Raw genomic sequence first — 20,971 nt, forward strand, 5'->3', positions numbered from 1 at the left:
CGGCGGAGGAATCGCTGGACGATTCGTCGGGCGATTCGTGGGGGACATCGACTCGGGATTGAGGCAACGGACCGAATGATGCGAACCGGACGACCTTTGATAAAGGTAGAGTCGCTCAAATGATCTTTGCTGAAATTCAAAGATGAGGAAGGCACGATGAGCATCGACGGACGTCTGCTGGCCGGCATGAGCGTGCTGGCCGCGGTGGTGGAGTCGGGCAGCTTCAGCAAGGCCGGCGAGGTGCTGGGCCTGTCGGCCTCCGGCGTGAGCCGCGCGGTGTCGCGGCTGGAGGAACGCCTGGGTGTGCGGCTGCTCGACCGCACGACGCGCTCGCTGCACCTCACCGGCGAGGGCGCGCGGCTGTACGAGCACGCCGTGCCGCACCTGGAAGGCATCGAGGAAGCGGCGAACCTGGTTTCCGGCGCGGCGGTCAGCGTGCGCGGCGCGCTGCGCGTGAGCCTGAACCCGCTGTTCGCGCGCTACGTGCTCGCGCCCGCCCTGCCCCGCCTGCAGGCGCTCTATCCGGACCTCACGCTGACGATGGTGCAGTTCCCGGGCAGCGGCGATCTGGTCGCGGAGGGCGTGGACGTGGCGGTGCGCTTCGGTCCGCAGCCGGCGTCGACGATGACCTCGCGCCAGCTTCTGGAGAACCGCGTGCTGACGGTCGCGGCGCCCTCCTACCTGGACCGGCGTGGACGCCCGCGCAAGCCGCCGGAGCTGGCGAAGCACGACTGCCTCCAGTACATCGACCCGCAGCGCGGCAAGCCGTTCGAATGGATCTTCGTGCGCGGCAAGGGGCGCGCGAAGGAGCAACTGACGGTGGCCACGTCGGGCTCGCTGACGATGACCGACGCCGACGCGATGGTGCAGGCCTGCGTGGCGGGCGCCGGCGTGGCGCAAGTCCTGGCCCTGAGCGTCGAGCATCTGATCGGGGACGGCACGCTGGTCGAGCTGTTCCCCGACTGGCCCGGCGAGACCTTCCCGCTGCACATCGTGCGCCCGTCGCGGCGCCTGCCACCGGCCTCGGTGGAGGCGTTCATGGCGTTCTGCATCGAGCTCTGCGCGCCGTCGGGCCCGGCGGCCTGAGCTTCCATAATCGTCCCCCATGGATGCCCTGAAAGACCTGCTGCGCAACGCCCTCCACGAGATGGGCTGCGGCCGCTACGCCGAGGCCGTCGCGCTGCTGGAACCGCACGCGCAGGTCGCCTCGAACGAGCTGCAACGCTACCTGGGCGAATCGCTGCGGCGCAGCGGACGGGTGCAGGACGCGATCGGGCCGCTGATGCAGGCGCTCGCGCTGAAGATCGACGACGTCGACGCCTACCTGCAGCTCGCCTTCGCGCTGCAGTCGCTGCAGATGAAGGCCGAGGCGGCCGAGTGCTTCCGCACCGTCGCCGCGCTGCGGCCGGACAGCGTGATGGCGCTGGCCTACCAGGCGCATGGCGACCAGCAATGCGCGCGATGGTCGGACTTCGACGGGAACCTGCGCGCCCTGCACGCCGTCATCCAGGCCAAGCCCGACGACGCCGGCGACGAGTTCGGCGTCCCTTTCGCGCTGGTCACCGTGCCGCATGCGGCAGCGGATCTGCTGAAGGTGGCGCGCCTGAGCACGCGTTTCCTCAGCCGCGGCATCGCGCCCTTGCCGCCGGTGAAGGCCGTGGCCAAGCCGACGCTGCGCATCGGCTACCTGTCTTCCGATTTCCATGCGCATGCGACCGCCGCGCTGATGGTGGAGGTCCTCGAATGCCGCGATCGCGAACGCTTCGAGGTGCTGCTGTTCTCGCACGGACCGGACGACGGCTCCGCGCTGCAGCAGCGCATCCGCGCGGCCTGCGAGCGCTGCATCGACGTCGGCGATCTCGATCCCGCCGGCATCGCCGCGCGCATGCGGTCCGAAGGGGTGGACATCGCGGTCGACCTCAAGGGCCACACCGCCGGCAGCCGATTCACCGCGCTCGCCGCCCGGCCGGCGCCGGTGCAGGTCGCGTGGCTCGGTTTCCCCGGCACCTGCGGGGCGGACTTCATCGACTACGTCATCGGCGACGACGTGGTCACGCCGCTCGGCGATGCGCCGTTCTATTCGGAACACATCGCGCAGCTGCCGCGCTGCTATCAACCCGGCGATGCGACGCGCCGCATCGAACCGACACCGCGCGCCGAACTCGGCCTGCCGGACGAGGCGATCGTGCTGCTGTCGGCGAACGTGGTGTCGAAGATCACGCCCAGCGTCTTCGACGCGTGGATGGCGATCCTGCATCGGCTGCCGCAGGCGCTGCTGTGGCAGCTCAGCGGCGGCGAGCAGGCCGACGCGCGGCTCCGCGACGAGGCCGCATCGCGCGGCATCGCGCCGGACCGGCTCGTCTTCATGCCGCCGGTGGGCATGGCCGATCACTGGAACCGGCTGGCCGCCGCGGACGTCGCGCTCGACACCTGGCCCTGCAACGGGCACACGACGACCAGCGATGCGCTCGCAGCCGGCGTGCCGGTCGTGACGCTGCGCGGCGACGGCTTCGCGTCGCGCGTGGCGGAGAGCCTGCTCGTCCAGGCCGGCCTGCCGGCGCTGGTCTGCGACACGCCCGAGGCGTACGTCGATCGGGTCGTCGCGCTCGTTCAGCAGATTGGCCAGACCGGCAAGACCGGCCAAGACGCAGGTCGAGTCCGTTCCGCGGAGCGGCCAACACCGGCGATCCCCGCGTGGATCGATTCCCCGGCGTTTGCCCGCGATCTGGAAGCGCTCTACGAGCGCATGTGGGCGCGCGCCGTGGCGGGTCAGCCGCCGGAGGCCTTGCCGGCCGGCGGCTGAGGACTCGGCCTCAGGCCGAGATGCGCGACGCCATCGCCATCGCCTCTTGCGCCACCGCGCCGGCGGCGAACGGGTTCTGCCCGGTCACCAGGTTGCCGTCGACGACGACGTGCGGCTGCCATGCCCCGCCCTGCTCGAAGTTCGCGCCGGCGTCGCGCAGGCGGGTCTCCAGCAACCACGGGGCATTCGCCGCCAGGCCGACCTGCGTCTCCTCGTCGTTGGTGAACGCCGTCATGCGGCGGCCCTTGAACGCCCATCCTTGCGCATCGCCCGCAGCCAGGAAAGCCGCCTGGCCGTGGCACACCGCGGCAACGACCTTGAACGGCGCCGCGAGCGCCGTCGTCAGCACTCGGCCGACGGACGGATTCACCGCGAGATCCTGCATCGGACCGTGGCCGCCGGGCACGAACACGACGTCGTAGTCTGCGACGGCGACGTCCTCGATGCGCATCGGCGCGCGCAGCGCCTGGGCACATCCTTCGAGGTAGCGCGCGAAGCCTTCGACCTTGGCGGTGTCGCCGTGGTTCGCCTCGGGCGAGAGACTCAGCGCGTCGACGACGGCGGGCAGTCCGCCCGGCGTCGCGATCGTGATGCGCGCGCCGGCGCTGCTGAAGTGCTGGTGCGGCGCGATGAACTCTTCGGCCCAGAAGCCCGAGGGACGTTGGCTGCCGTCCTTCTGGGTCCAGACGGTGGCGCTGGTGAGGATCATGAGCACGTTGATCATGGGAGGTCTTTCATCGGAAGTGAGAATGTCGACGTCGGGCAGTGTGTCGACGGCCTCCCCACCCGTAAATGAACGCGGCGCGCTTTCAGTCTTCCGCTGAAAGGAACGCCCGCGACGGCCAGCCCCGGATGACTTCATGAATCGCCTCGAATCCCTCCGCCTCTTCTGCCTCGCCGCGGAGTCGGCCAACTTCCGCGACGCCGCCGCGCGGGCGGGCGTGTCGCCGCAGGTGATCACACGGGTCGTCGGCGCGCTGGAGGAGGAACTCGGCGAGCCGCTGTTCCACCGCAGCACGCGCGGCGTGCGCCTGACCGAGTTCGGCGAGCAGCTGGCGGCGAGCGCGGCCGAAGCCGTCGCCGGCATCGATCGCGTCTTCCAGTCCGGCGCCTCCGCCACCGACGAGCGGATCGTCGGCCTGGTCCGCATCGCCGCGCCGAGCGCGCTCGGACGTCGCGTGATCGCGCCCGCGCTGGCGCCTTTGCTGGCCGCGCATCCAGAGCTGCGGCTGGACCTGCGCCTGTCCGAGGTCGTCGCCGACGTGGTCGACGGGCAGATCGACGTCGGCGTGCGCATCGGGCCGCTGCGGGACAGCCGCTTCGTCGCGCGTCCGGTGTCCGGCGCGGGGCTGTTCGTCGTCGGCGCACCGTCATTGATCGAGCGCGTCGGCGCGCCCGACAGCGTCGAGGCGCTGCTCGCGGCGCCGATGACCGTGATGATCGACCGCAACACTGGCCGCCCCTGGCCGTGGATGTTCAAGGACGGGCAGCAGGTGGTCCCGCCGCAACCGGCGCTGGTCACCGACGACCCGGAGGCCGAATGCGAGGCGGTGCTGGCGGGCGCCGGGTTCGGGCAACTGCCCGGCCACCTCGCCCTGCCGCTGATACGCGCCGGCCGTCTGGTGGCCGTGCTCGACGACTTCAACCCGCCGCCGTCGCTGATCTACGTCTATCGGCCGATCCAGCGGCCTACCGCGCGGGTGCGGCTGGTCTTCGACGCGTTGTGCGAGCTGCTGCGCGATGTCGACGTCGCCATGGATCGCGCGTCCTGACCCCACGGCACGCTGCGACCGTCGCGCAGAAGTCTGATGAGGTCCGACGAGGTCCCGGTCAGATCGACGCCTTCTCGCGCGCCTGCCGACGCACCTCGTCGGCGACGGGGTGCAGCGTCGTCGGGCTTTCGGTGCCCACGACGCTGTAGCCCAGACCGCGCATGGCCCAGCTGTAGCCGCCGACGGGCCCCGCGGTCTGCGCCATCATCGGCGCCTCCTTCTCGACGGCCATCGGTCGCAGCATCACCGCCATCCGCGTGCCGTCCTCGCGGTCGTAGAAGAACATGCCGGCGGGACCGTGGACCGTGGCGACCAGACGCCCGCCGGCGAACCGGTACCCGGCCGCGCTGAGATCCGGGATCTCCACCGGCCGCCGGAGCTTGTCCGAGACCACGCGCAGCAACCGCTCGCGGTCGAGGTCCTCCGGCGCGTCGGACACATAGGCGAGGTAGCTGCTGCGTGCTTCGCCAGCGAGCGCCGCAATGCCGTTCGCCCCGCCGTTCGCGGCACCGTTCACCGGATCCCACTGGTCGCGCACCTGCCAGCCGCCGACGCTGCCCGCGCCGAGCGCGACCAGCACCGCCGCGGCCCAACGCCACTGGCGCGCTGGCGGCGCCTGCCGCTGAGCGAGCAGCGTCCGGAGTTGCAGGCGCTCGGGCACCGGCTCGTCGACGATGGGCGCGAACGCCGATCGGAGCAGCTGCCGCTGCGCGATCAGCCGGGTCACCGCGGCAGCCGCCTCCGGATCGCGGTCCAGATGGTCCTGCACCGCCTTGCGTCGCTCGGCGTCCAGCAACCCGTCGACGTAGGCATGGAGGTCGTCTTCGACGATGGGCGCCGATGGCGTGGGTCGGGTCATCACTTCATCCTCCGCAAATGCGAGTCCGCAGGCGTCTTCACCGTTGCCGCTGTCGACGCCGCCACTGCGGACACCTCGCCGTCGAGCGCGCGCTGCAGTCGCTCTCGTCCTCGCGCCAGGCGCGACATGACCGTGCCGATCGGGATGTCGAGCGCCCTCGCCGCCTCCGCGTAGGACAGGTCCTCGACGGACACCAGCAGCACCACGCTGCGCTGGTCCTGCGGCAGTGCGTCCAGCGCCGTCATCAACTCCCCGACCTGCACGCGATGCTCCTGCGACGCCGGCACCATCAGCGCGGACTCGGCGACGTCCGCGATGTCGACGTGCTCGCCGCGCCGGGCCTGCTGCCGCAGGCGGTTGACGATCAGGTTGTGCGCGATCGCGAACACCCACTGGCGGGTGTTCTCCTTCTGCCGGACCGAGTCCCACTGGCCGATCGCACGCTCCAGGCAGTCCTGGACCAGATCGTCCGCAAGGTCGCGATCGCGCAGCATCGCGCTGGCATAGCGGCGCAGGGCCGGGATCAGCGGCTCGATCGCCTCGATCATCGCCATGCCAGCGCCTAGGCTCATCGCGTGGCCGCCTGCACCTGCACGGGACTGCCAGGCTTGCCGTCGACCACGGGGGCGACGACCAGGTAGCGCCGGGTCGCTGGCGCCTCGGCCTGCACGATCTGCCGGATCGGGCCAATGGCGTTGACGATCGCCGAACCGGCCGGGTTGGTCATGAAGTTGGCCAGCGGCTGCAGCGCACCGGAGCCGTCCGCCTGTTCGGCCAACGCCACGACGTACGGCTGCTTGGGCTTCAACCCAGTCACCGACGCCTGGAACACCTGCAGCAGGCCCTGATCGAAGAGCGCCACGCTGGTGGGCGCTCCTGTCGCGGCCGTTGCCGCGGACCCGGCCGAGCTTCCGACCGAGGACTCACCCACCGCGCGCAGCGTCAGCGACGCCACCTGCCCCGCCACGCCGAGCGGCTGCAGGCCCTGCAGGCCGTCGCCTTCGGGCACGGCATCGGGCACGTAGGCGATGGCCTGCGGCGCCTGCCCGATGGGCACGTTGCCCACGACGGTGTTCGACGCCGTGTCGATCACCGCGAGCGCGTCGGCGTTCTCCAGCCCGACGTAGATCCGGCTGCCGTCGCCCGACGGCCAGACGCCGTGCGGCAGCCTGCCCACCGGGATGGTGGTCACGGCGGAGAAGTCGTCGGTGCGGAACACCTTCACCTGGTTCAGCCCGCCCACGGTCACGTAGGCGAAGGTGCCCTTGGCGGTCTTCGCGAAGTTCACGTGGTTGGTGATCGGACCGGTGTCGAAGGAGGTGATGACGCCGAACGGCGGACGCGCGTCGAAGACGGTCGTGCGGCCGATGTCCTTCAGCGTGAACCACACCTGGCGGCCGTCGGGCGTCGCGGCGATGTTGGGGCAGAACGGGCTGTCCTGCTTCACCGTCGCGACGATCTTGTGGCTGGCGACCTCGATCACCGCCGTCTCCGGATTGAAGGACGAGCACACGTAGCCGTACTTGCCGTCCGGCGAGAAGATCTGCATGCCCGGTCCGGCGGCGGTGACGATGCGGGTCTTCTCCTGGAAGGTCGCGGCGTCGATCACCGACACGTAGTTCTCGCCGCGGACGGTGACCCAGACTTCCTTGCCGTCCGGCGTGAAGAAGGCTTCATGCGGGGAGCGGCCGACGTAGGTCGTGTGCTTGATCGCGTTGGTGCGCGTGTCGATGAAGGTGACCGAGTTCGAGCCGATCGACACCACCGCCAGCGTGCGGTGGTCCGGCGAGAAGCCGAGGCCGTGCACCAGCACCTGCCCGCGGTAGAGCGGGCTGAAGTTGCCCGGCGACGGGTCGCCCAGACGGATGACGCCGAGCAGGCGGTGGTCGACGGGGTCGGTGACGGAGAGCGTGTTGGAGAACTGCTCGGCGGCGTAGATCCGGTCGCGGTGGCTGACGGGGATGTCGGCGTCCGCCGCGCGGCCGGGTGCCTGGCCGGCCAGGGCGGCACCGCCGCAGGCGGCGAGGAACAGCAGCGATGACTGCAGGAGAGGCTTCAGCATGAGGAGTCCTAGTGCGAATGATGATGGACGGAAGCCGGCGTCGGCGTCGGCGTCGGCGTCGGCGTCGGTGCCGAGGCTGCGCGCCCGACCTGCGTGGGCGCGGGCGTCGAGGGCGGCAGCGCGCCGCCGACCGCGAGCTGCATCGCCGCGATCTCCTGCTGCTGCTCGATGATGATTTCCTGCGCGATGCGTCGCAGCTGCTCGTTGGAGCCGTGGCGCAGCTCCGCCAGCGCCATGTCGATGGCGCCCTGATGGTGGGGAATCATCATGGCCGCGAAGTCGCGGTCGATGTCGCCCGAGGGGGTGATCTCCATCGCGGCCATCATGCGGTCCATCGCCGCGGCGTTCTCCGCGTGGAAGGCGTCGGTCGACGTGGCGGCGCCCGCCCAGGCGGCGGCGGCAGCGATCGTGGTGGTCGCGATCCACGGCAACACCCGCAGCGGTCTGCGCAAGCGCGGCCTTGCGGGCCGCGTGCTGTTTGAGGTCATGTCCGGCTCCAGGTTGAAAGGCAACGGCCTTCCCTGCTGTAGACACCCGGCGGCGGCGCTTATTCCCAGACGCTCCCAAGACGCGGGCGACATTCGCCCATCCCCGAAACCGCATGAGCCCATGCGGGTTCCGCATTTGTCCGTCCGATCCCCGCACGCGATAGTCGCGGCCATGTGCCAACTGCTGGGAATGAACTGCAACAGCGATGCAGCGATCACCTTCTCCTTCACCGGGTTCGCTGCCCGCGGCGGTCGCACCGCGGAGCACATCGACGGCTGGGGCATGGCGTTCTACGAGCGCTCCGGATGCCGCGTCTTCCATGACGACCAGCCGGCCAGCGAGTCGCCGCTCGCGGAGTTCCTGAGCCGCTACCCCATCAAGTCGCGCATCGTGATCGCCCACCTGCGGCGTGCGACGCAGGGCGGGGTGACCCTGTCCAACTGCCATCCGTTCCAGCGCGAATGGCTGGGCCAGACCTGGGTGTTCGCCAACAACGGCGACCTGAAGGACTTCCAGCCCGTGCTCGACGGCCCCTATCGCCCGGTCGGCAGCACCGACAGTGAACGCGCCTTCTGCTGGCTGCTGCAGGAGCTGCGCAAGCGCTTTGCCGACCGCCTTCAGGACCACGATCAGCCGCCGTCCTGGCGCGAGCTCGCACCCCACGTCGCGCAGCTCAGCGAGGTGATCGCCCGCCACGGCAACTTCAACTTCCTGCTGACCAACGGCGCCGCGCTGTACACCCACTGCTCCAGCCGGCTGCAGGTGCTGCAGCGTCGCCATCCGTTCCCGATGGCGCGCCTGGTCGACTGCGACATGTCGCTGGACCTGAGCGCGATGAACGGCGCGGACGACCGCATCGTCATCGTCGCCACCGATCCGCTCACCGCCGACGAGGCCTGGCAGCCGCTGGCCACCGGCGAGTGCCGCGTGTTCGTCGACGGCGAGGAGGTCTGGCGCGATCTCAATCCCGCCACCCGCGCGTTCCCGATCGCCACGGCGACCGTGGGCCGGCCCTGGCAGAAGCCGCGATGGGCGGGCAGCTCGGCCTGGCCGATGCTGCTGCGCGACATCGCGGTATGAGCCGCATGTCCTAACGCGATTCGATTCGTTGGGCGCCGGCAGGCGCGCTTCTAGAGTGACTCGGCCCGGGGGAGAGAACCCCTCGCGGACATCCCGATCGCACTCAGGAGGCGGCGCCCCCGATGGTTTCTTCCAAGCTCACGACCGGTGGACCGGTCGTCCCCACGGATTCAGGCAGTGCCGGCACATCGACCGGCACGACCGGATCGGTCGCGGCGAATCCGAGCGCCTCCGGCGGGCCAGGCGGTCCCGCCCGCTCGACGACTGCCCCGTCGAATGCCGCGGGCAAGGTCCCCTCCAGGTCCGGTGCGTTGCAGGGCCTGCCGGCACGCGCGAAGCGCGCGATCTTCGGTCGCGAAGTGGCCTTCAACGCCATCGTGCCCGGTGTCGGCGGCACCGTGGAACGTCCGGTACGCGCATCGCTGCCCACACCGCAGGCCGCCGTACCGACCGACGAGACCAGTCAGCTCGCGGCCCTGTCCGCCCAGGCGCAAGGGCTGAACGAGCGGCTGCCGCCGCGCACGCCCTCCCCTGGGAGGCGCCGACCCGCTCGACGGGCAACCGGATCGCCACCACCGTCGTGCCCTGGCTGAAGCCTCGCCCGCTGACCGAGAAGGCCAGCACCCATGCCGGCAAGCCTCGACCGGAGAACGCCGCCACCACGCCGACGTCCGGCGACGCGATCACGCAGGCGCTGGCCCATCGCCTGAGCGCCGAAGTCGTGGTCGACCAGGCGAAGCTGCAGTTGACCGCGGCACAGGCCGCGAGCGCGGCCGTGGCGGCAACGGCAACGGCAACGGCAACGGCGAGTGCATCGTCGACTGCATCGCCTTCGACCTCGGCGGCGACCTCGGCCACCCCATCGCCGACATCGGGCACGACCGCCGCGGAGAAGGCGTCGATCGCGAAGGCCACCGCCAGCGCTGCCATCCAGGAACGCAGCGCGCAGCAGGCGGTGCAGGCCGCCGAGGCGCGCCTGGCCGATGCCACGCGCGTGCAGCAGGCGCAGGCCGGGGCCGGCGGTCTCCAGCCACTGGCTGCGGAGGTGCAGGCGCGGCAGCAACTCGTGGACAAGGACGGTTTCGTCCGGCAGCGGCTGGACGACACCAAGGACGCGCTGTACGGCGCGCGGTCGACGGCGATCGACCAGGTGCGACAGCTCGGCGATGCGGAGCGCGGTCTGGCGGTGGCCAGGAGCACCGAGCAGACCGCGCAGATCACGCATGACGAGGCGGAGCGCCATCACGCCAGCCTGGCGACCGCAGTGGACCGCGCGCAGGCGCAGGTGACGGCGGCGCAGGCGGGCGCCGGCACCTTGACGCCCGACGCGCTGCCCCGCCTGTTGCGCCTGAAGACGATGCTGGCGGAGGCGGACACGGCGCGGCAATCGACGGCCGGTGCGTTGGCGCGGGCACGGTCGGCGGTCGAGGCGTCCGCGGCTCAGGTCACGACGCTGAAGCCGGACGCCGCCGCGGCACGCGGGCGGCTGCACGCCACCGATGCCGGCGTGTCGGCGGTGCTGCAGGCCTCGATCACGCTGGCGGCCAGCGTCGACACGCCGCCCGACCCGGCCGTCGCCAAGGCGACCTTCGACGCGCGCGAGGCGCGGGCCCTGCAGGTCCAGGCGACGCGACCGCGCGGCTTCGCGGGCGACGTCGAGAGCGAACGATTCGGCGCCCGCCTGCTGCAGGCGGTGAATGGCCGTCCCACCAATCCGTCGGCGGACGCATTGCCGTCGATCGGGGTCATGGAGATCGCCTCCGAGCTGCTGTCGGTGGTCTGCCAGGGCGACGCCGCGCGCGCACGGCAGGCGCTGGAAGCACTGCAGTCGCGCCCGACGCGCGACTGGATGCAAGGCGTGGCAGACCTGCCGGACAACGGCGCCGACCGTGAGCCCACGGCGGCGGAATCGGACGTCCGCAACCTGCTGCGCCAGGCCAGCGTGCTGCCACGCGGCGCGGAGGTCGTGCATCTGCTCGGCGATCCGCAAGGCAGCATGCCGGACAGCGAGACGCTGCAGGCGATGCGCAGCTTCTGGTCGGCAGACGCCGCCCAGCGCGTGGAACCGGACGCCGCCGTGCGCCAGTGGCTGGCCGGCGCGAAGCGGGTCGCGCGGCAGCCGCCGACGGAGCCGGCCACCGCGCCGTCGTCGACCACGCCCTCGTCATCGGCCGCGGCGGCCGCGGCGGCCGCCACGCCGTCGACCTCTACAACGTCTGCGACACCCGCGACGCCCTCGGCACCGACGTTCACCGGCGCCGAACGCGCGGCGTATCACGCAGTGCGCAACGGCTGCGTGTCCAACGCCGCCGGCTCGCCCTACGCCCGCCACGACGATCGCATGAACAAGGCGATCGGCGAGTGGCTGTCCCGGGAAGAGCCCTCGGCCTCGTGGTTGCAGCGCGCGGTGACGCCGCACCGGCACAAGACGCCGTTCACGCCTGCGGGCCTCCAGCGCGCCACGGCGATCGCCGAGAGCTTCGGCATGACGACGAACCGCAGCCAGGCCGACAGCGGCGTTCGCAAGACCGCGGGAGAGCTCGGCGACTGGGCGCGCTCGGACCTCGCGCGGGACCTGGCCGCGGCCGGCATGCCCGCGCCTGAAGCGCGGGCCTTCGCCGCCGCGACGCAGGCGCTGGCCGAGCGGGCCACTCGCCTGGGCCATCCGGCGCAATGGCAGTTCAAGGGCAGCGAGGCCGGCGAGCTGCGCGCGGCGGTCTACACGCTGGAGAACCCGGCGAGCGCGCACAAGCCCGGTCGTCTGCACAAGCCCAACCGCGAGCACGCGCTGCCGCCGCTGTTCGAGGAACTCGCGAAGAGCGGCGCGTCGGCGCCGGACGCGCTGCGCGCCGTCATCGACCAGGTGAAGCTGACGCTCGCCGAGGCCGCGCCCGCGGAACGCCAGGGCGCGCTCACGCACAACACGGCCATGCATGCGTCGGCCGACGCGGCGCGCCAGAAGCGCTTCCAGAGCAAGGAAGACGTGGTGCGCTACTTCGAGCCCATCCTCTTGTCGATGCAGTTGCGCGACAAGGTCAAGCTGTCCGGCGGCGGCGTCGTCGGCGGCGGCCTGCCGTCCCTGCCCTACAGCGTGCCGTCGCCGGTCGTGTCGCCGGTGGTCTCGGCCGGCTGGTCACGCAAGGAGGAGGCCTTCTTCCAGGCCTTCATGCCGATCCTGGGCATGGAGCTCTCGCTCGGCAGCACGCGCGCGAGCGGCCCGGAGGCGACCGTCGGCGTGGCGGTCGGACCGGACCTGCCCGGCGTGGTGAAGGCGCAGGTCAGCGCCACCGAGAAGATGAGCCGCACGCACCAGGAGACCGAAGGCACGATCCTGCGGCTGTTCCGCCAGCGCGGCAAGGACGACGAACTGCGCAAGGAGATGCTGGGCGTGCTGGACAGCTGGGTGCGCTGGGACCAGGTGCATGCGACGGGCGCCCCGCCCTACTCGGGCCCCCTGGAGGCGGTGCTGGATCGCCATCCCAAGGTCAGCCTGGGCGAGATCCACGGCCAGAGCCTGACGCGCAGCTTCGTCTCGAAGGTCAGCGCCGGCGCCAACCTCAAGCTGGCGGGCGGCGACGGCAACACCTACCGCGTCGGTGTCAGCGCCGGGGCGGCGCTGAAGGCGGAGCGCATCGCCGAGTCACGCACCGAGCACGGCGGCCACATCCAGGTGACGGCGGACAAGGGCGACACGGCGCAGCAGAAGCTGTCGGTCGGCGTCCAGGTCAACACGCTGACGCCGGCCAATCCGTCGGAGGTGAAGCTCGGCAAGGACGGGAAGGACGGCTCGATCAGCGGCGGCGGCATGCCCAGCCTGCTCGACGTCAACCGCGACCTGTTCTGGAACCTGGAGAAGAACGCGGTGTCGCCGTTCACGATCGGCGGGAAGCAGGACGCCGACCTGGACCGGCACTTCAGCACGCCGGCGCAGATGCTGCAGAAGGTCGGCGAGAACCGGGACGACTGGATCGCGCGATGCGTGGAGACGCTCGAGCCGGACGCGAGCGGCGAGAAGAACACCCGCGCCAACCGCGACAAGGCGGAGGCGCTGCTGAGCGACTTCGAGAGCAAGCTGAAGGGCCTGCCCAAGGACAGCCTCTGCCAGTACAACATCAACTTCTCGATGCGTCCGCAGGCGTCGGCGTGGATCGACACCTTCCGCGCGCTGGAAGGTCTGGCGCAGTTGCGCGGCGACGCGCAAGGCGCCGCCGAGGCGCGCGCCAATGCGGACCGCACGATGGCGCAGGACTCGACGTGGCGCCCGCTGATGCTGATCGTGCGCGAGAAGGGCAAGGATCAGCGCACGCTGGGATGGAACTTCGGCGTGCGCCTGCAGCGCAGCGTCGGCGTGGAGGGACAGCGCACGGCGGCGCAGTATCCGCCGCCGTGAATCGCGACCGCCGCCGCCTCAGGCAGCGGCCTTCGCCCGGCGCGACAGGCTCACCGTCAGCCAGATGCCGGAGATGAGGAAGTACAGCGCGCCGACGCCCGCGTAGCCCGCGACGTTCACGATGGAGGGGACGTCGGCCTTCTGCGCCTGCGCGATGAAGAAGCCGCCGGCCAGCGCGGACTGCGCGCCGCTCAAGACCATCACCCATTGCCCGCCTTGCGACTTCCAACGGCGCAGCGCCGTGCCGAGTTGCATCAGACCCGACGCGATGGCCCAGACGCCGAAGACGCCGAGGACGGCGTTCATGCCCGCGGTCAGCGCGAGGCACACGGCGAGCGTCGTGAGGCCGCTCGCCCACACGTTGATGCGCTGCGTGCGGTTGGCCTGCAGACCGCCGCTGGCGTTGGCGTCCACCCAGTTGGCGGCGGCATCCCAGGCGGGATAGAGCACCAGCAGCACCGCAGCGATCGCTGACGACCGGCCGCCGATCACGATCGCGGCGGCGACCCAGACGATGGAGAACAGTGCGCGGACCAGCATGTAGCGTTTGAGCCAATGGTCCTGCTGGAGGGCGGAGGTGTTCGATTGCTTGGACATGATGACGTGAATTCCAGTTGTTGATCAGATGCCGGCGTACCACTCGTAGCCGCGGTCTTCCCAGTAGCCGCCCTTGCCGCCCCAGAGCCGGTCGAAGCCTGACACCACTTCCAGTCGCATCAGGTATTTCGCGTGCTTGTAGCCGAGCTGCCGCTCGACGCGCAGCCGCAGCGGCGCGCCGTGCTCGACGGGCAAGGGCCGGTTGTTCATCGCATACGCGAGCAGCGTCTGCGGATGCCAGGCATCGAAGAGGTCGATGCTTTCGTAGTAGCGGCCGCTGCCGTCCAGCGTCTGCTCGAGTTCGTCCGCGCAGTGGAAGACGACGTAGCGCGCACCCGGCGCCAGGCCCGCCGCGCTCAACACCCGGCTGAGCTGCACGCCCTGCCACTTGGCGATCGCGCTCCAGCCTTCGACGCAGTCGTGCCGCGTGATCTGCGTGCGCGACGGCAGGCCCATCAGATCAGCCAGCGAGAGGCTCAAGGGCTGCTGCACCAGACCGTCGACGCGCAGTCGCCAGTCGGAGAACTTCCCCGCCAGCAGCTGCGCATACTCGTCGGAGTCCGGCATGCGCGTGCCGTTCGCCCGGAAGACGGGCGACAGGTCCGCCTCGGTGAATTCCGCGGCCAGGCGCTCGCGCTGGAGGATCGCGCGCTGCGCCTGCATCGTCAGGCGCTCGGTGCCCCTGAGCACCTGATCGACGCCCGCCTGCTGGATCACGCGATCGCATCCGGAGAGCGCGACAGCCCCCACCCCGGCGATGGCGCCGCCGAGGAACCGGCGTCTCGAGAACTCGTTCATGGCTGCGCACTCCGCTCGATCGTCGTCTCGGGTTCAGGTCTGGTTTCCAGCCAGGGCTCCGGCCTGGTCTCGATCGCGTAGCGGCCGGTGACCATGGACCGCAGGTTGTTCCACGTCCCCGACGCCACGACCATGACCAGGTGCACCACGACGAAGACCACCAGCGAGAAGGCCGTCAGGAAGTGCAGCGTCCGCGCCGTCGCCCGGCCGCCCAGCACGTCGGGCAGCCACGGCGCCGCCGCGTTGACGCCGGGCGACATGGCCAGGCCCGTCGCGAGCATCAGCGGCAGCAGCCCGAAGATCACGGCGAGGTAGGTGAGCTTCTGCAGCACGTTGTAGCGGCGCGCCGCTTCGCCCTTCGGGAAACGGAACCGCGCGTGGTCCTTGATCTCCTGCCAGAGATGGCGGCGATCGAGCTCGCCGCCGTCCGGCAGCAGGTCGCGCCGGAAGTGCGCGCGCCAGACGCCGTGGCCCAGGTAGGCCAGGCCGTTGAGCACGAGCAGCCACGCGAAGGTGAAGTGGATCCGCCGTCCCGCGCCGAGGTCGTGATACGACGGCAGCGTCGCCCAGCCAGGCATCGCGGGGAATTCCAGCACGGCCACATCGTGGTCGGCTCCCGCCTTGCCGACATAGAAGCGCGGGTGGGCGTTGAGGATCTGAAGGCCGCTGGCCAACAGCATCAGGAAGCACAGCACGTTGAGCCAATGCGTCAGACGCACCGTGGCGCTGTGCCGCGGCACGAGGCGCCGCTGAACGGGTTCGGCGTCCGGTTCGAGCGCGGGGTCGCGCCGGACGGCGGCGGCGGGGTCGGGGATCGAGGTGTCCATGGCAGGGCCTGCAAGAGCACCGGCCGGCGGACCGCCGGCCGGTCCGGTCTTACATCGGCGGGACCACGCCGTTCTTGCCGACCACCAGGCGGCCGGACGACAGCTTGCCGTCGGCGTCCTTCTCCGCGACGACGAAGACGACCGCGCCGGCCTTCACGTCATCGGCCGTGGCCTGCGTCAGCGTCACCACCGGCGTGCCGGTGGGGATGGCGATCTTCTTTTCCTGGCCGTGGTACGTGACCGTCACGGTGCTGCCCTCGACCGACTTCACCGCGTTGGAGACGGTGGCGTTGGTCATCGTGCTGTTGGGCTTCAGGTCCCAGCCGAAGCTGCCTTCGGCGGCGCCCTTCATCGCGGGCGGGAAGATGACGACTTCGAGCGCGCCGTCGCCGCCCTGCGACTTCGGCAGCGAGGCGATGCCGACGTAATCGCCCGGCTTGATGTCGCCGATCGAGGCCGCCGCGACGCCGGAGGCCATCCAGCCTTCCTTGAGCTTGATGGTGACCACGCTGCCCTCGCGCGACTTCACGTCGAGCTGATCACCGCTGCGGGCGATCACGGTGCCGCGCACGCGGACGCCGGCGTCGGCTGCGGACGAGAGGGAGGGGCTGCCGTGCCGAGCGCGACGAGCGCGATGGCGAGCAGCGATTGAAGGCGTTGAAACCGCATCGGGGAACTCCTGGCGACGGGACCGTCGCATTGGCTTGAGGGACTGCCGCCGCATCTGGGTGACGCGGCGGCATGGATGCAGTCTACCAACTAGTTGATTGATTTCAACGCCGAAACTTAGGCGGGCCTGAAACGGCAGGCGATGTGATCTTCAGGAGAACGGGGACGCGTGCGGCGCGCTCAGGCGCTCAGGCGCTCAGGCGCTCAGGCGCTCAGGCGCTCAGGCGCTGAAGCCTACGACGCGCTGACGGCGCGCTTGCGTGCGGCCCGCTTCGGCGTCGCGCAGTCGGCGCAGCGCCCGTAGAGCGTCAGTTCGTGGCGCGCCACGGTGAAACCGGCCGGCACCAGTTGCGCCATGTCGCCCGGGCAGGCGTGCACGTCGAAGACGCGGCCGCACTCGGTGCACTGGAAGTGGTGGTGGTGGTCGTGATGCGCCGATTCGTAGCGGGGACTGTCCCCGGGCAGCGAGACGGACTGGATCTCGCCCGCCTCCAGCAGCTGCTTCAGGTTGCGGTAGACCGTCGCCAGCGACAGCCCCGGCACTTCGCCTTGCGCGGCATCCAGCACCTCCTGCGGCGAGAGCGGACGACCCGCGTCATCGATGACGGTCCGGATGGCACTGCGCTGTCGGGTCGAACGTTCCATGGGTGTCAAGGCGCGGGCGATCAGGGCACCGCGAAAGCAGGTCGGGAGGGCTCGCGCATTCTGTCATGCTGCTATATTGCGAATGCGTTCGCATTAGCATCAAAGCCAGGCGGACGGAAATCCTTCGCCCTGGAGACGCCCATGTCCATTGCCGCCGCTGTCGACACCGTCAACGCCGCCGACGTCGATACCGCCTTCGCCGATACCGCCGCCCTTCCCCACCGCCTGCCCGCCACCGTGCTGTCGGGCTTCCTCGGCGCCGGCAAGACGACCCTGCTCAACCAGGTGCTGCGCCATCGCGGTCCGCTGCGCGTGGCGGTGATCGTCAACGACATGAGCGAGCTCAACATCGATGCCGGCCTCGTCCGCGACGGCGCCGAGCGCGCCGGCGTGGGCCTGTCGCGCACCGACGAGGCGATGGTCGAGATGAGCAACGGCTGCATCTGCTGCACGCTGCGCGACGACCTGCTGAAGGAGGTCGGCCGGCTCGCCCGCGAGGGGCGCTTCGACTACCTGCTGATCGAGTCCACCGGCATCTCGGAACCGATGCCGATCGCGGCGACCTTCGATTTCGTCGATGAACACGGCCAGGGGCTGCGCGAGCTCGCGCGCATCGACACGATGGTCACGGTCGTCGATGCGCTCAACCTGCTGAACGACTACGCGAGCGAGGACTTCCTGGCGCAGCGCGACAGCGGCGTCGATCCGCAGGACGGACGCCGCCTCGTCGAGCTGCTGGTGGAGCAGATCGAGTTCGCCAACGTCGTCGTCGTGAGCAAGACGGACCTGGTCGATGCGGCGCGGCTCGCGCAGGTCCACGCGGTGATCCGGGCGCTCAACCCGGGCGCGCGCATCATCGACGCCCGCCACGGTGACGTGCCGATCGGCGAGCTGCTCGGCACCGGCCTCTTCGAGATGGAACAGGCCGAGTCGCAGCCCCGATGGATCCAGGCCCTGGAGGGGCACGACCATTCCGAGGCCGATGCCTACGGACTCTCCAGCTTCGTCTATCGCGCCGAGAGGCCTTTCGACGCCGGGCGCCTGCATGCGCTGATCGCGCGGCCCTGGCCGGGGCTGCTGCGCTTCAAGGGTTATGTCTGGCTCGCGAGCCGGCTGGACTGGCTCGCCTGCCTGTCGGGCGCAGGCCGCGGCCATCAGCTCGATCCCGTCGGGCGATGGAGCGTGCCGCTGGGCGAGCGCGGCCAGGAGCTGGTCCTCATCGGTCAGGACCTCGACATCCACGCCCTCACCCGCGCGCTCGACGCCTGTCTGACCTCGACCACCGCGCCCGCCGGTGCCGATCCCTGGCCGGCGTGGGACATCGCCACCCCTCAAGAAGGAACCCACTGAGATGATCACGAAGAAGACCTCCCGCCGCATCCCGGCCGCCGCGCTGGCAGCCGGCCTGATGATGTGGGGCACCGCGCAGGCGCATGGCGACAAGCATGAGCACGGCGTCGTGCACCTGGACGTCGCGATCGAGGGCGACACGCTCGCGATCCAGCTGGAATCGCCGCTCGACAGCGTGCTCGGCTTTGAGCGCCAGCCACGCACGCCGGCGGAACGCCAGTCCGTCGACCGGATGCTCGCGACGCTGCGTGGCGGCGCGGTGCTGTTCACGCCGGATGCGCGCGGCCAATGCCGGTTCGAGGAGGCTCAGCTGGAGTCCGCGCTGATCGCCGGATCCTCCACCGACAGCGCCCCGGGCAAGTCGGAACACCTCGACGTCGACGTCAGCTATCGCTTCCGTTGCGCCGCGGCGGCCGACCTGTCGACGCTGTCGCATCAGCTGTTCGCGCTCTTCCCGCGCATCCAGCGCATCGACGCGCAGGTCGCGACGCCGAAGGGGCAATCCCGCCAGGTGCTCAAGCGCCCGGATGCGACGCTGTCGCTCGGCGGTTGACCATGGCCGTGCCAGTCCTGGAAGCCAGGGACCTGACGTTCCGCTGGCCGCGCGCCACGCGGGACTGCCTGGACATCGCCGCCCTGCGCGTCGAGCCGGGCGAGGCCGTGTTCCTGCGCGGTCCCAGCGGCTCGGGCAAGAGCACGCTGCTGTCGCTGATCGCAGGCGTGCTCACGCCGCGCGCGGGGCGGCTGAAGCTGCTCGGCCATGAGCTGGCGGAATGCTCCGGCCGGCAGCGCGACCGGCTGCGTGCCGACCATGTCGGCTTCATCTTCCAGCAGTTCAACCTGTTGCCTTACCGTTCCGCGCTGGACAACGTGCTGCTGACCTGCGAGTTCTCGCGCCGCCGTGCGACGCAGGCCGGCCAGCCGCGGGAACGCGCGCAGGCATTGCTCCAGCGCATGGGCCTGGGGTCCGAACTGATCGCCCGCCGGGCGAGCGAGTTGTCCGTCGGCCAGCAGCAGCGCGTGGCCGCCGCCCGCGCGCTCATCGGACATCCCGACCTGGTGATCGCCGACGAGCCGACCTCCGCGCTCGACGACGCCCATCGCGACGCCTTCATGGCCATTCTGCGCGAGGTCTGCGCCGAGTCCGGCAGTGCGCTGCTCTTCGTCAGCCACGACACGCGCCTCGCCGCGCGCTTCCCGCGCTGCCTGGACCTGCTGGCGCTTCAGCGCGGCTCGGCGCGCATCGAGGAACGCGCCGGGGAGTCCGTCGCATGAAAGCGCTCATCCGCCTCGCCGCGCAGAGCGCCTGGAACCGCCGCTTCGTGCTGTCGCTCGTGGTGCTGTCGATCGCGCTGTCCACGCTGCTGCTGCTCGGCATCGCGCGGCTGCGCGACGACGTCCGCAAGAACTTCGCGCAGTCGGTCTCCGGCACCGACCTGATCGTCGGCGCCCGCACGGGCTCGGTCCAGCTGCTGCTGTATTCGGTCTTCCGCATCGGCGGCGCCACCAACAACATCCAGTGGTCCAGCGTGCAGTCACTCGCCAGGCTGCCCGGCGTGGACTGGGTCGTGCCGATCTCGCTCGGCGACTCGCACCGCGGCTTCCCGGTCGTCGCGACGACGGGGACTACTTCCGCCGCTTCCGATACGGGGACGCCCAGCCACTGACGCTGGCGGAAGGCCGAGCCTTCGACGATGCACCCGTCGAGCCACATGGAACGAGCGGGACGAACGGAACGAACGGAACGAGCGGGACGAGCGGCTCGAATGGATCGAATGGACTGCCGCCCGATCTCTTCGGCGTGGTGCTCGGCGCCGATGTCGCGGCCTCGCTCGGCTACCGCATCGGCGACAAGGTCGTCCTCAGCCACGGTGACGGCGCGCTCGCGGCCAACGATCACGCCGACAAGCCCTTCCATGTCATCGGCGTGATGCGGCGCACCGGCACGCCGGTGGACCGCTCGCTGCACATCAGCCTTGCGGCGATGGAGGCCATCCACCTCGACTGGGTCGCCGGCGCGCCGATTCCCGGCCAGGCGGTCAGCCTCGACGCCTTGGCGGGGCAAGACCTGACACCGCATCAGGTGACCGCCGCGCTGGTGGGCCTGAAGCGGCGCACGGCGGTGTTCTCGACGCAGCGGCGCATCAACGACTTCACCGGCGAGCCGCTGATGGCCATCCTGCCCGGCGTCGCGCTGGACGAGCTGTGGGACGTGGTCGCGCTCGGCGAACGCAGCCTGACGCTGATGAGCGCGCTGGTCGCCGCGGTGAGCCTGTGCGGACTGGTCGCGGTCATCCTCGCCGGCCTCAACGAACGCCGCCGCGAGCTCGCCATCCTGCGCGCCGTCGGCGCCAACCCGGCGCGCATCTTCAGCCTGCTGGCGGTCGAGGGCATGCTGGTCACCGTCTGCGGCGTCGCGCTCGGCGCCACGCTGTGCCTGCTGCTGATCGCCGGACTCGGTCCCTGGGTGCAGCTGCGCTTCGGCATCGGCCTCAGCGCGGGCCTGCCGTCCGCGTCCGAATGGCAGCTCCTCGGCCTCGTCACCGCACTCGGCTGGGCGGCGAGCCTGCTGCCCGGATTGCGGGCCTACGCGCTGTCGCTCAGCGACGGCCTCTCTCCGAAGGTCTGAC

At 70.7% G+C, this 20,971-nt stretch carries 19 protein-coding genes and 1 pseudogene; 9 read left to right on the forward strand and 11 right to left on the reverse strand.

The window, feature by feature from the left end; all coding sequences use genetic code 11:
- Positions 1–156: 156 nt before the first annotated feature.
- Positions 157–1,086, forward strand: a complete 930-nt coding sequence (locus ACQ859_RS23715) for a LysR family transcriptional regulator (protein ID WP_431263044.1) — start codon at positions 157–159, stop codon at positions 1,084–1,086.
- Between the two features lie 19 nt (positions 1,087–1,105).
- Entirely contained in the window at positions 1,106–2,803 is a 1,698-nt protein-coding gene (locus tag ACQ859_RS23720; RefSeq protein ID WP_431263045.1) for a UDP-N-acetylglucosamine-peptide N-acetylglucosaminyltransferase, read from the forward strand.
- A gap of 10 nt (positions 2,804–2,813) precedes the next feature.
- Here the strand turns inward: ACQ859_RS23720 and ACQ859_RS23725 are convergent, their stop codons facing one another.
- Positions 2,814–3,527, reverse strand: coding sequence for a type 1 glutamine amidotransferase domain-containing protein (locus ACQ859_RS23725; RefSeq protein ID WP_431263046.1), 714 nt, complete (start codon positions 3,525–3,527; stop codon positions 2,814–2,816).
- Between the two features lie 136 nt (positions 3,528–3,663).
- Here ACQ859_RS23725 and ACQ859_RS23730 point away from each other — a divergent pair, with 136 nt between their 5' ends.
- Entirely contained in the window at positions 3,664–4,575 is a 912-nt protein-coding gene (locus ACQ859_RS23730) for a LysR family transcriptional regulator (RefSeq protein ID WP_431263047.1), read from the forward strand.
- A 58-nt stretch (positions 4,576–4,633) separates the two neighbouring features.
- Here the strand turns inward: ACQ859_RS23730 and ACQ859_RS23735 are convergent, their stop codons facing one another.
- Genes ACQ859_RS23735 through ACQ859_RS23750 form a run of 4 tightly spaced genes read right to left on the reverse strand, consistent with a single transcriptional unit; the run spans position 4,634 to position 7,984 of the window.
- Positions 4,634–5,434: an anti-sigma factor family protein gene (locus tag ACQ859_RS23735; RefSeq protein WP_431263048.1), complete on the reverse strand. Its 801-nt coding sequence runs from the start codon at positions 5,432–5,434 to the stop codon at positions 4,634–4,636.
- Complete coding sequence (locus ACQ859_RS23740) at positions 5,434–6,006, reverse strand: RNA polymerase sigma factor (protein ID WP_431263049.1); 573 nt, start codon at positions 6,004–6,006, stop codon at positions 5,434–5,436. Before ACQ859_RS23740 ends, ACQ859_RS23735 begins: the two co-directional genes overlap by 1 nt.
- Positions 6,003–7,496 (reverse strand): YncE family protein, encoded by a 1,494-nt coding sequence (locus ACQ859_RS23745; RefSeq protein ID WP_431263050.1) that lies wholly within the window; start codon positions 7,494–7,496, stop codon positions 6,003–6,005. Before ACQ859_RS23745 ends, ACQ859_RS23740 begins: the two co-directional genes overlap by 4 nt.
- Positions 7,497–7,504: 8 nt before the next feature.
- Entirely contained in the window at positions 7,505–7,984 is a 480-nt protein-coding gene (locus ACQ859_RS23750; RefSeq protein WP_431263051.1) for a DUF305 domain-containing protein, read from the reverse strand.
- A gap of 172 nt (positions 7,985–8,156) precedes the next feature.
- On the opposite strand from ACQ859_RS23750, the gene ACQ859_RS23755 reads away from it, so the two are divergent.
- Entirely contained in the window at positions 8,157–9,065 is a 909-nt protein-coding gene (locus tag ACQ859_RS23755) for a class II glutamine amidotransferase (RefSeq protein ID WP_431256188.1), read from the forward strand.
- Between the two features lie 103 nt (positions 9,066–9,168).
- Here the strand turns inward: ACQ859_RS23755 and ACQ859_RS23760 are convergent, their stop codons facing one another.
- Positions 9,169–9,441 carry a hypothetical protein gene (locus ACQ859_RS23760; RefSeq protein WP_431263052.1) on the reverse strand — a complete coding sequence of 91 codons (273 nt, stop codon included), beginning with the start codon at positions 9,439–9,441 and terminating at the stop codon, positions 9,169–9,171.
- A 204-nt stretch (positions 9,442–9,645) separates the two neighbouring features.
- Here ACQ859_RS23760 and ACQ859_RS23765 point away from each other — a divergent pair, with 204 nt between their 5' ends.
- Entirely contained in the window at positions 9,646–13,455 is a 3,810-nt protein-coding gene (locus ACQ859_RS23765; RefSeq protein ID WP_431263053.1) for a hypothetical protein, read from the forward strand.
- An 18-nt stretch (positions 13,456–13,473) separates the two neighbouring features.
- Here ACQ859_RS23765 and ACQ859_RS23770 read toward each other — a convergent pair whose 3' ends face one another.
- The 5 genes from ACQ859_RS23770 to ACQ859_RS23790 all read right to left on the reverse strand — a co-directional run bounded on the left by ACQ859_RS23770 (position 13,474) and on the right by ACQ859_RS23790 (position 16,991).
- Positions 13,474–14,052 carry a DUF308 domain-containing protein gene (locus ACQ859_RS23770; protein ID WP_431263054.1) on the reverse strand — a complete coding sequence of 193 codons (579 nt, stop codon included), beginning with the start codon at positions 14,050–14,052 and terminating at the stop codon, positions 13,474–13,476.
- A gap of 24 nt (positions 14,053–14,076) precedes the next feature.
- Complete coding sequence (locus tag ACQ859_RS23775) at positions 14,077–14,850, reverse strand: molybdopterin-binding protein (RefSeq protein ID WP_431263055.1); 774 nt, start codon at positions 14,848–14,850, stop codon at positions 14,077–14,079.
- On the reverse strand, positions 14,847–15,677 hold the full coding sequence (locus ACQ859_RS23780) for a cytochrome b/b6 domain-containing protein (RefSeq protein ID WP_431263056.1): 831 nt from the start codon (positions 15,675–15,677) through the stop codon (positions 14,847–14,849). Before ACQ859_RS23780 ends, ACQ859_RS23775 begins: the two co-directional genes overlap by 4 nt.
- Positions 15,678–15,726: 49 nt before the next feature.
- Positions 15,727–16,248: a hypothetical protein gene (locus ACQ859_RS23785; protein ID WP_431263057.1), complete on the reverse strand. Its 522-nt coding sequence runs from the start codon at positions 16,246–16,248 to the stop codon at positions 15,727–15,729.
- 332 nt (positions 16,249–16,580) lie between these two features.
- Complete coding sequence (locus ACQ859_RS23790) at positions 16,581–16,991, reverse strand: Fur family transcriptional regulator (RefSeq protein WP_431263058.1); 411 nt, start codon at positions 16,989–16,991, stop codon at positions 16,581–16,583.
- A 141-nt stretch (positions 16,992–17,132) separates the two neighbouring features.
- Between ACQ859_RS23790 and ACQ859_RS23795 the strand changes: the two genes are divergently transcribed.
- The 4 genes and pseudogenes from ACQ859_RS23795 (at position 17,133) to ACQ859_RS23810 (ending at position 20,970) form a co-directional block, all read left to right on the forward strand.
- Entirely contained in the window at positions 17,133–18,341 is a 1,209-nt protein-coding gene (locus tag ACQ859_RS23795) for a GTP-binding protein (RefSeq protein WP_431263059.1), read from the forward strand.
- Position 18,342: 1 nt separating this feature from the next.
- Positions 18,343–18,894: a DUF2796 domain-containing protein gene (locus ACQ859_RS23800; protein ID WP_431263060.1), complete on the forward strand. Its 552-nt coding sequence runs from the start codon at positions 18,343–18,345 to the stop codon at positions 18,892–18,894.
- Positions 18,895–18,896: 2 nt separating this feature from the next.
- A complete protein-coding gene (locus tag ACQ859_RS23805) occupies positions 18,897–19,616 on the forward strand; it encodes an ABC transporter ATP-binding protein (protein WP_431263061.1) in 720 nt (239 codons plus the stop codon).
- A pseudogene (locus tag ACQ859_RS23810) lies at positions 19,613–20,970 on the forward strand (ABC transporter permease). Before ACQ859_RS23805 ends, ACQ859_RS23810 begins: the two are co-directional and overlap by 4 nt.
- Position 20,971: the final 1 nt, after the last annotated feature.

Source organism: Roseateles chitinivorans, assembly GCF_050632235.1.
Classification (GTDB): Bacteria; Pseudomonadota; Gammaproteobacteria; order Burkholderiales; family Burkholderiaceae_C; genus Roseateles; species Roseateles chitinivorans_A.

Excerpts from the sequence above, each read along its gene's own strand:
- ACQ859_RS23715 (WP_431263044.1), top strand. The coding sequence starts at position 157 with ATGAGCATCGACGGACGTCTGCTGGCCGGCATGAGCGTGCTGGCCGCG.
- ACQ859_RS23720 (WP_431263045.1), top strand. The coding sequence starts at position 1,106 with ATGGATGCCCTGAAAGACCTGCTGCGCAACGCCCTCCACGAGATGGGC.
- ACQ859_RS23725 (WP_431263046.1), bottom strand. The coding sequence starts at position 3,527 with ATGATCAACGTGCTCATGATCCTCACCAGCGCCACCGTCTGGACCCAG.
- ACQ859_RS23730 (WP_431263047.1), top strand. The coding sequence starts at position 3,664 with ATGAATCGCCTCGAATCCCTCCGCCTCTTCTGCCTCGCCGCGGAGTCG.
- ACQ859_RS23735 (WP_431263048.1), bottom strand. The coding sequence starts at position 5,434 with ATGACCCGACCCACGCCATCGGCGCCCATCGTCGAAGACGACCTCCAT.
- ACQ859_RS23740 (WP_431263049.1), bottom strand. The coding sequence starts at position 6,006 with ATGAGCCTAGGCGCTGGCATGGCGATGATCGAGGCGATCGAGCCGCTG.
- ACQ859_RS23745 (WP_431263050.1), bottom strand. The coding sequence starts at position 7,496 with ATGCTGAAGCCTCTCCTGCAGTCATCGCTGCTGTTCCTCGCCGCCTGC.
- ACQ859_RS23750 (WP_431263051.1), bottom strand. The coding sequence starts at position 7,984 with ATGACCTCAAACAGCACGCGGCCCGCAAGGCCGCGCTTGCGCAGACCG.
- ACQ859_RS23755 (WP_431256188.1), top strand. The coding sequence starts at position 8,157 with ATGTGCCAACTGCTGGGAATGAACTGCAACAGCGATGCAGCGATCACC.
- ACQ859_RS23760 (WP_431263052.1), bottom strand. The coding sequence starts at position 9,441 with ATGGCGTTGAAGGCCACTTCGCGACCGAAGATCGCGCGCTTCGCGCGT.
- ACQ859_RS23770 (WP_431263054.1), bottom strand. The coding sequence starts at position 14,052 with ATGTCCAAGCAATCGAACACCTCCGCCCTCCAGCAGGACCATTGGCTC.
- ACQ859_RS23775 (WP_431263055.1), bottom strand. The coding sequence starts at position 14,850 with ATGAACGAGTTCTCGAGACGCCGGTTCCTCGGCGGCGCCATCGCCGGG.
- ACQ859_RS23780 (WP_431263056.1), bottom strand. The coding sequence starts at position 15,677 with ATGGACACCTCGATCCCCGACCCCGCCGCCGCCGTCCGGCGCGACCCC.
- ACQ859_RS23790 (WP_431263058.1), bottom strand. The coding sequence starts at position 16,991 with ATGGAACGTTCGACCCGACAGCGCAGTGCCATCCGGACCGTCATCGAT.
- ACQ859_RS23795 (WP_431263059.1), top strand. The coding sequence starts at position 17,133 with ATGTCCATTGCCGCCGCTGTCGACACCGTCAACGCCGCCGACGTCGAT.
- ACQ859_RS23800 (WP_431263060.1), top strand. The coding sequence starts at position 18,343 with ATGATCACGAAGAAGACCTCCCGCCGCATCCCGGCCGCCGCGCTGGCA.
- ACQ859_RS23805 (WP_431263061.1), top strand. The coding sequence starts at position 18,897 with ATGGCCGTGCCAGTCCTGGAAGCCAGGGACCTGACGTTCCGCTGGCCG.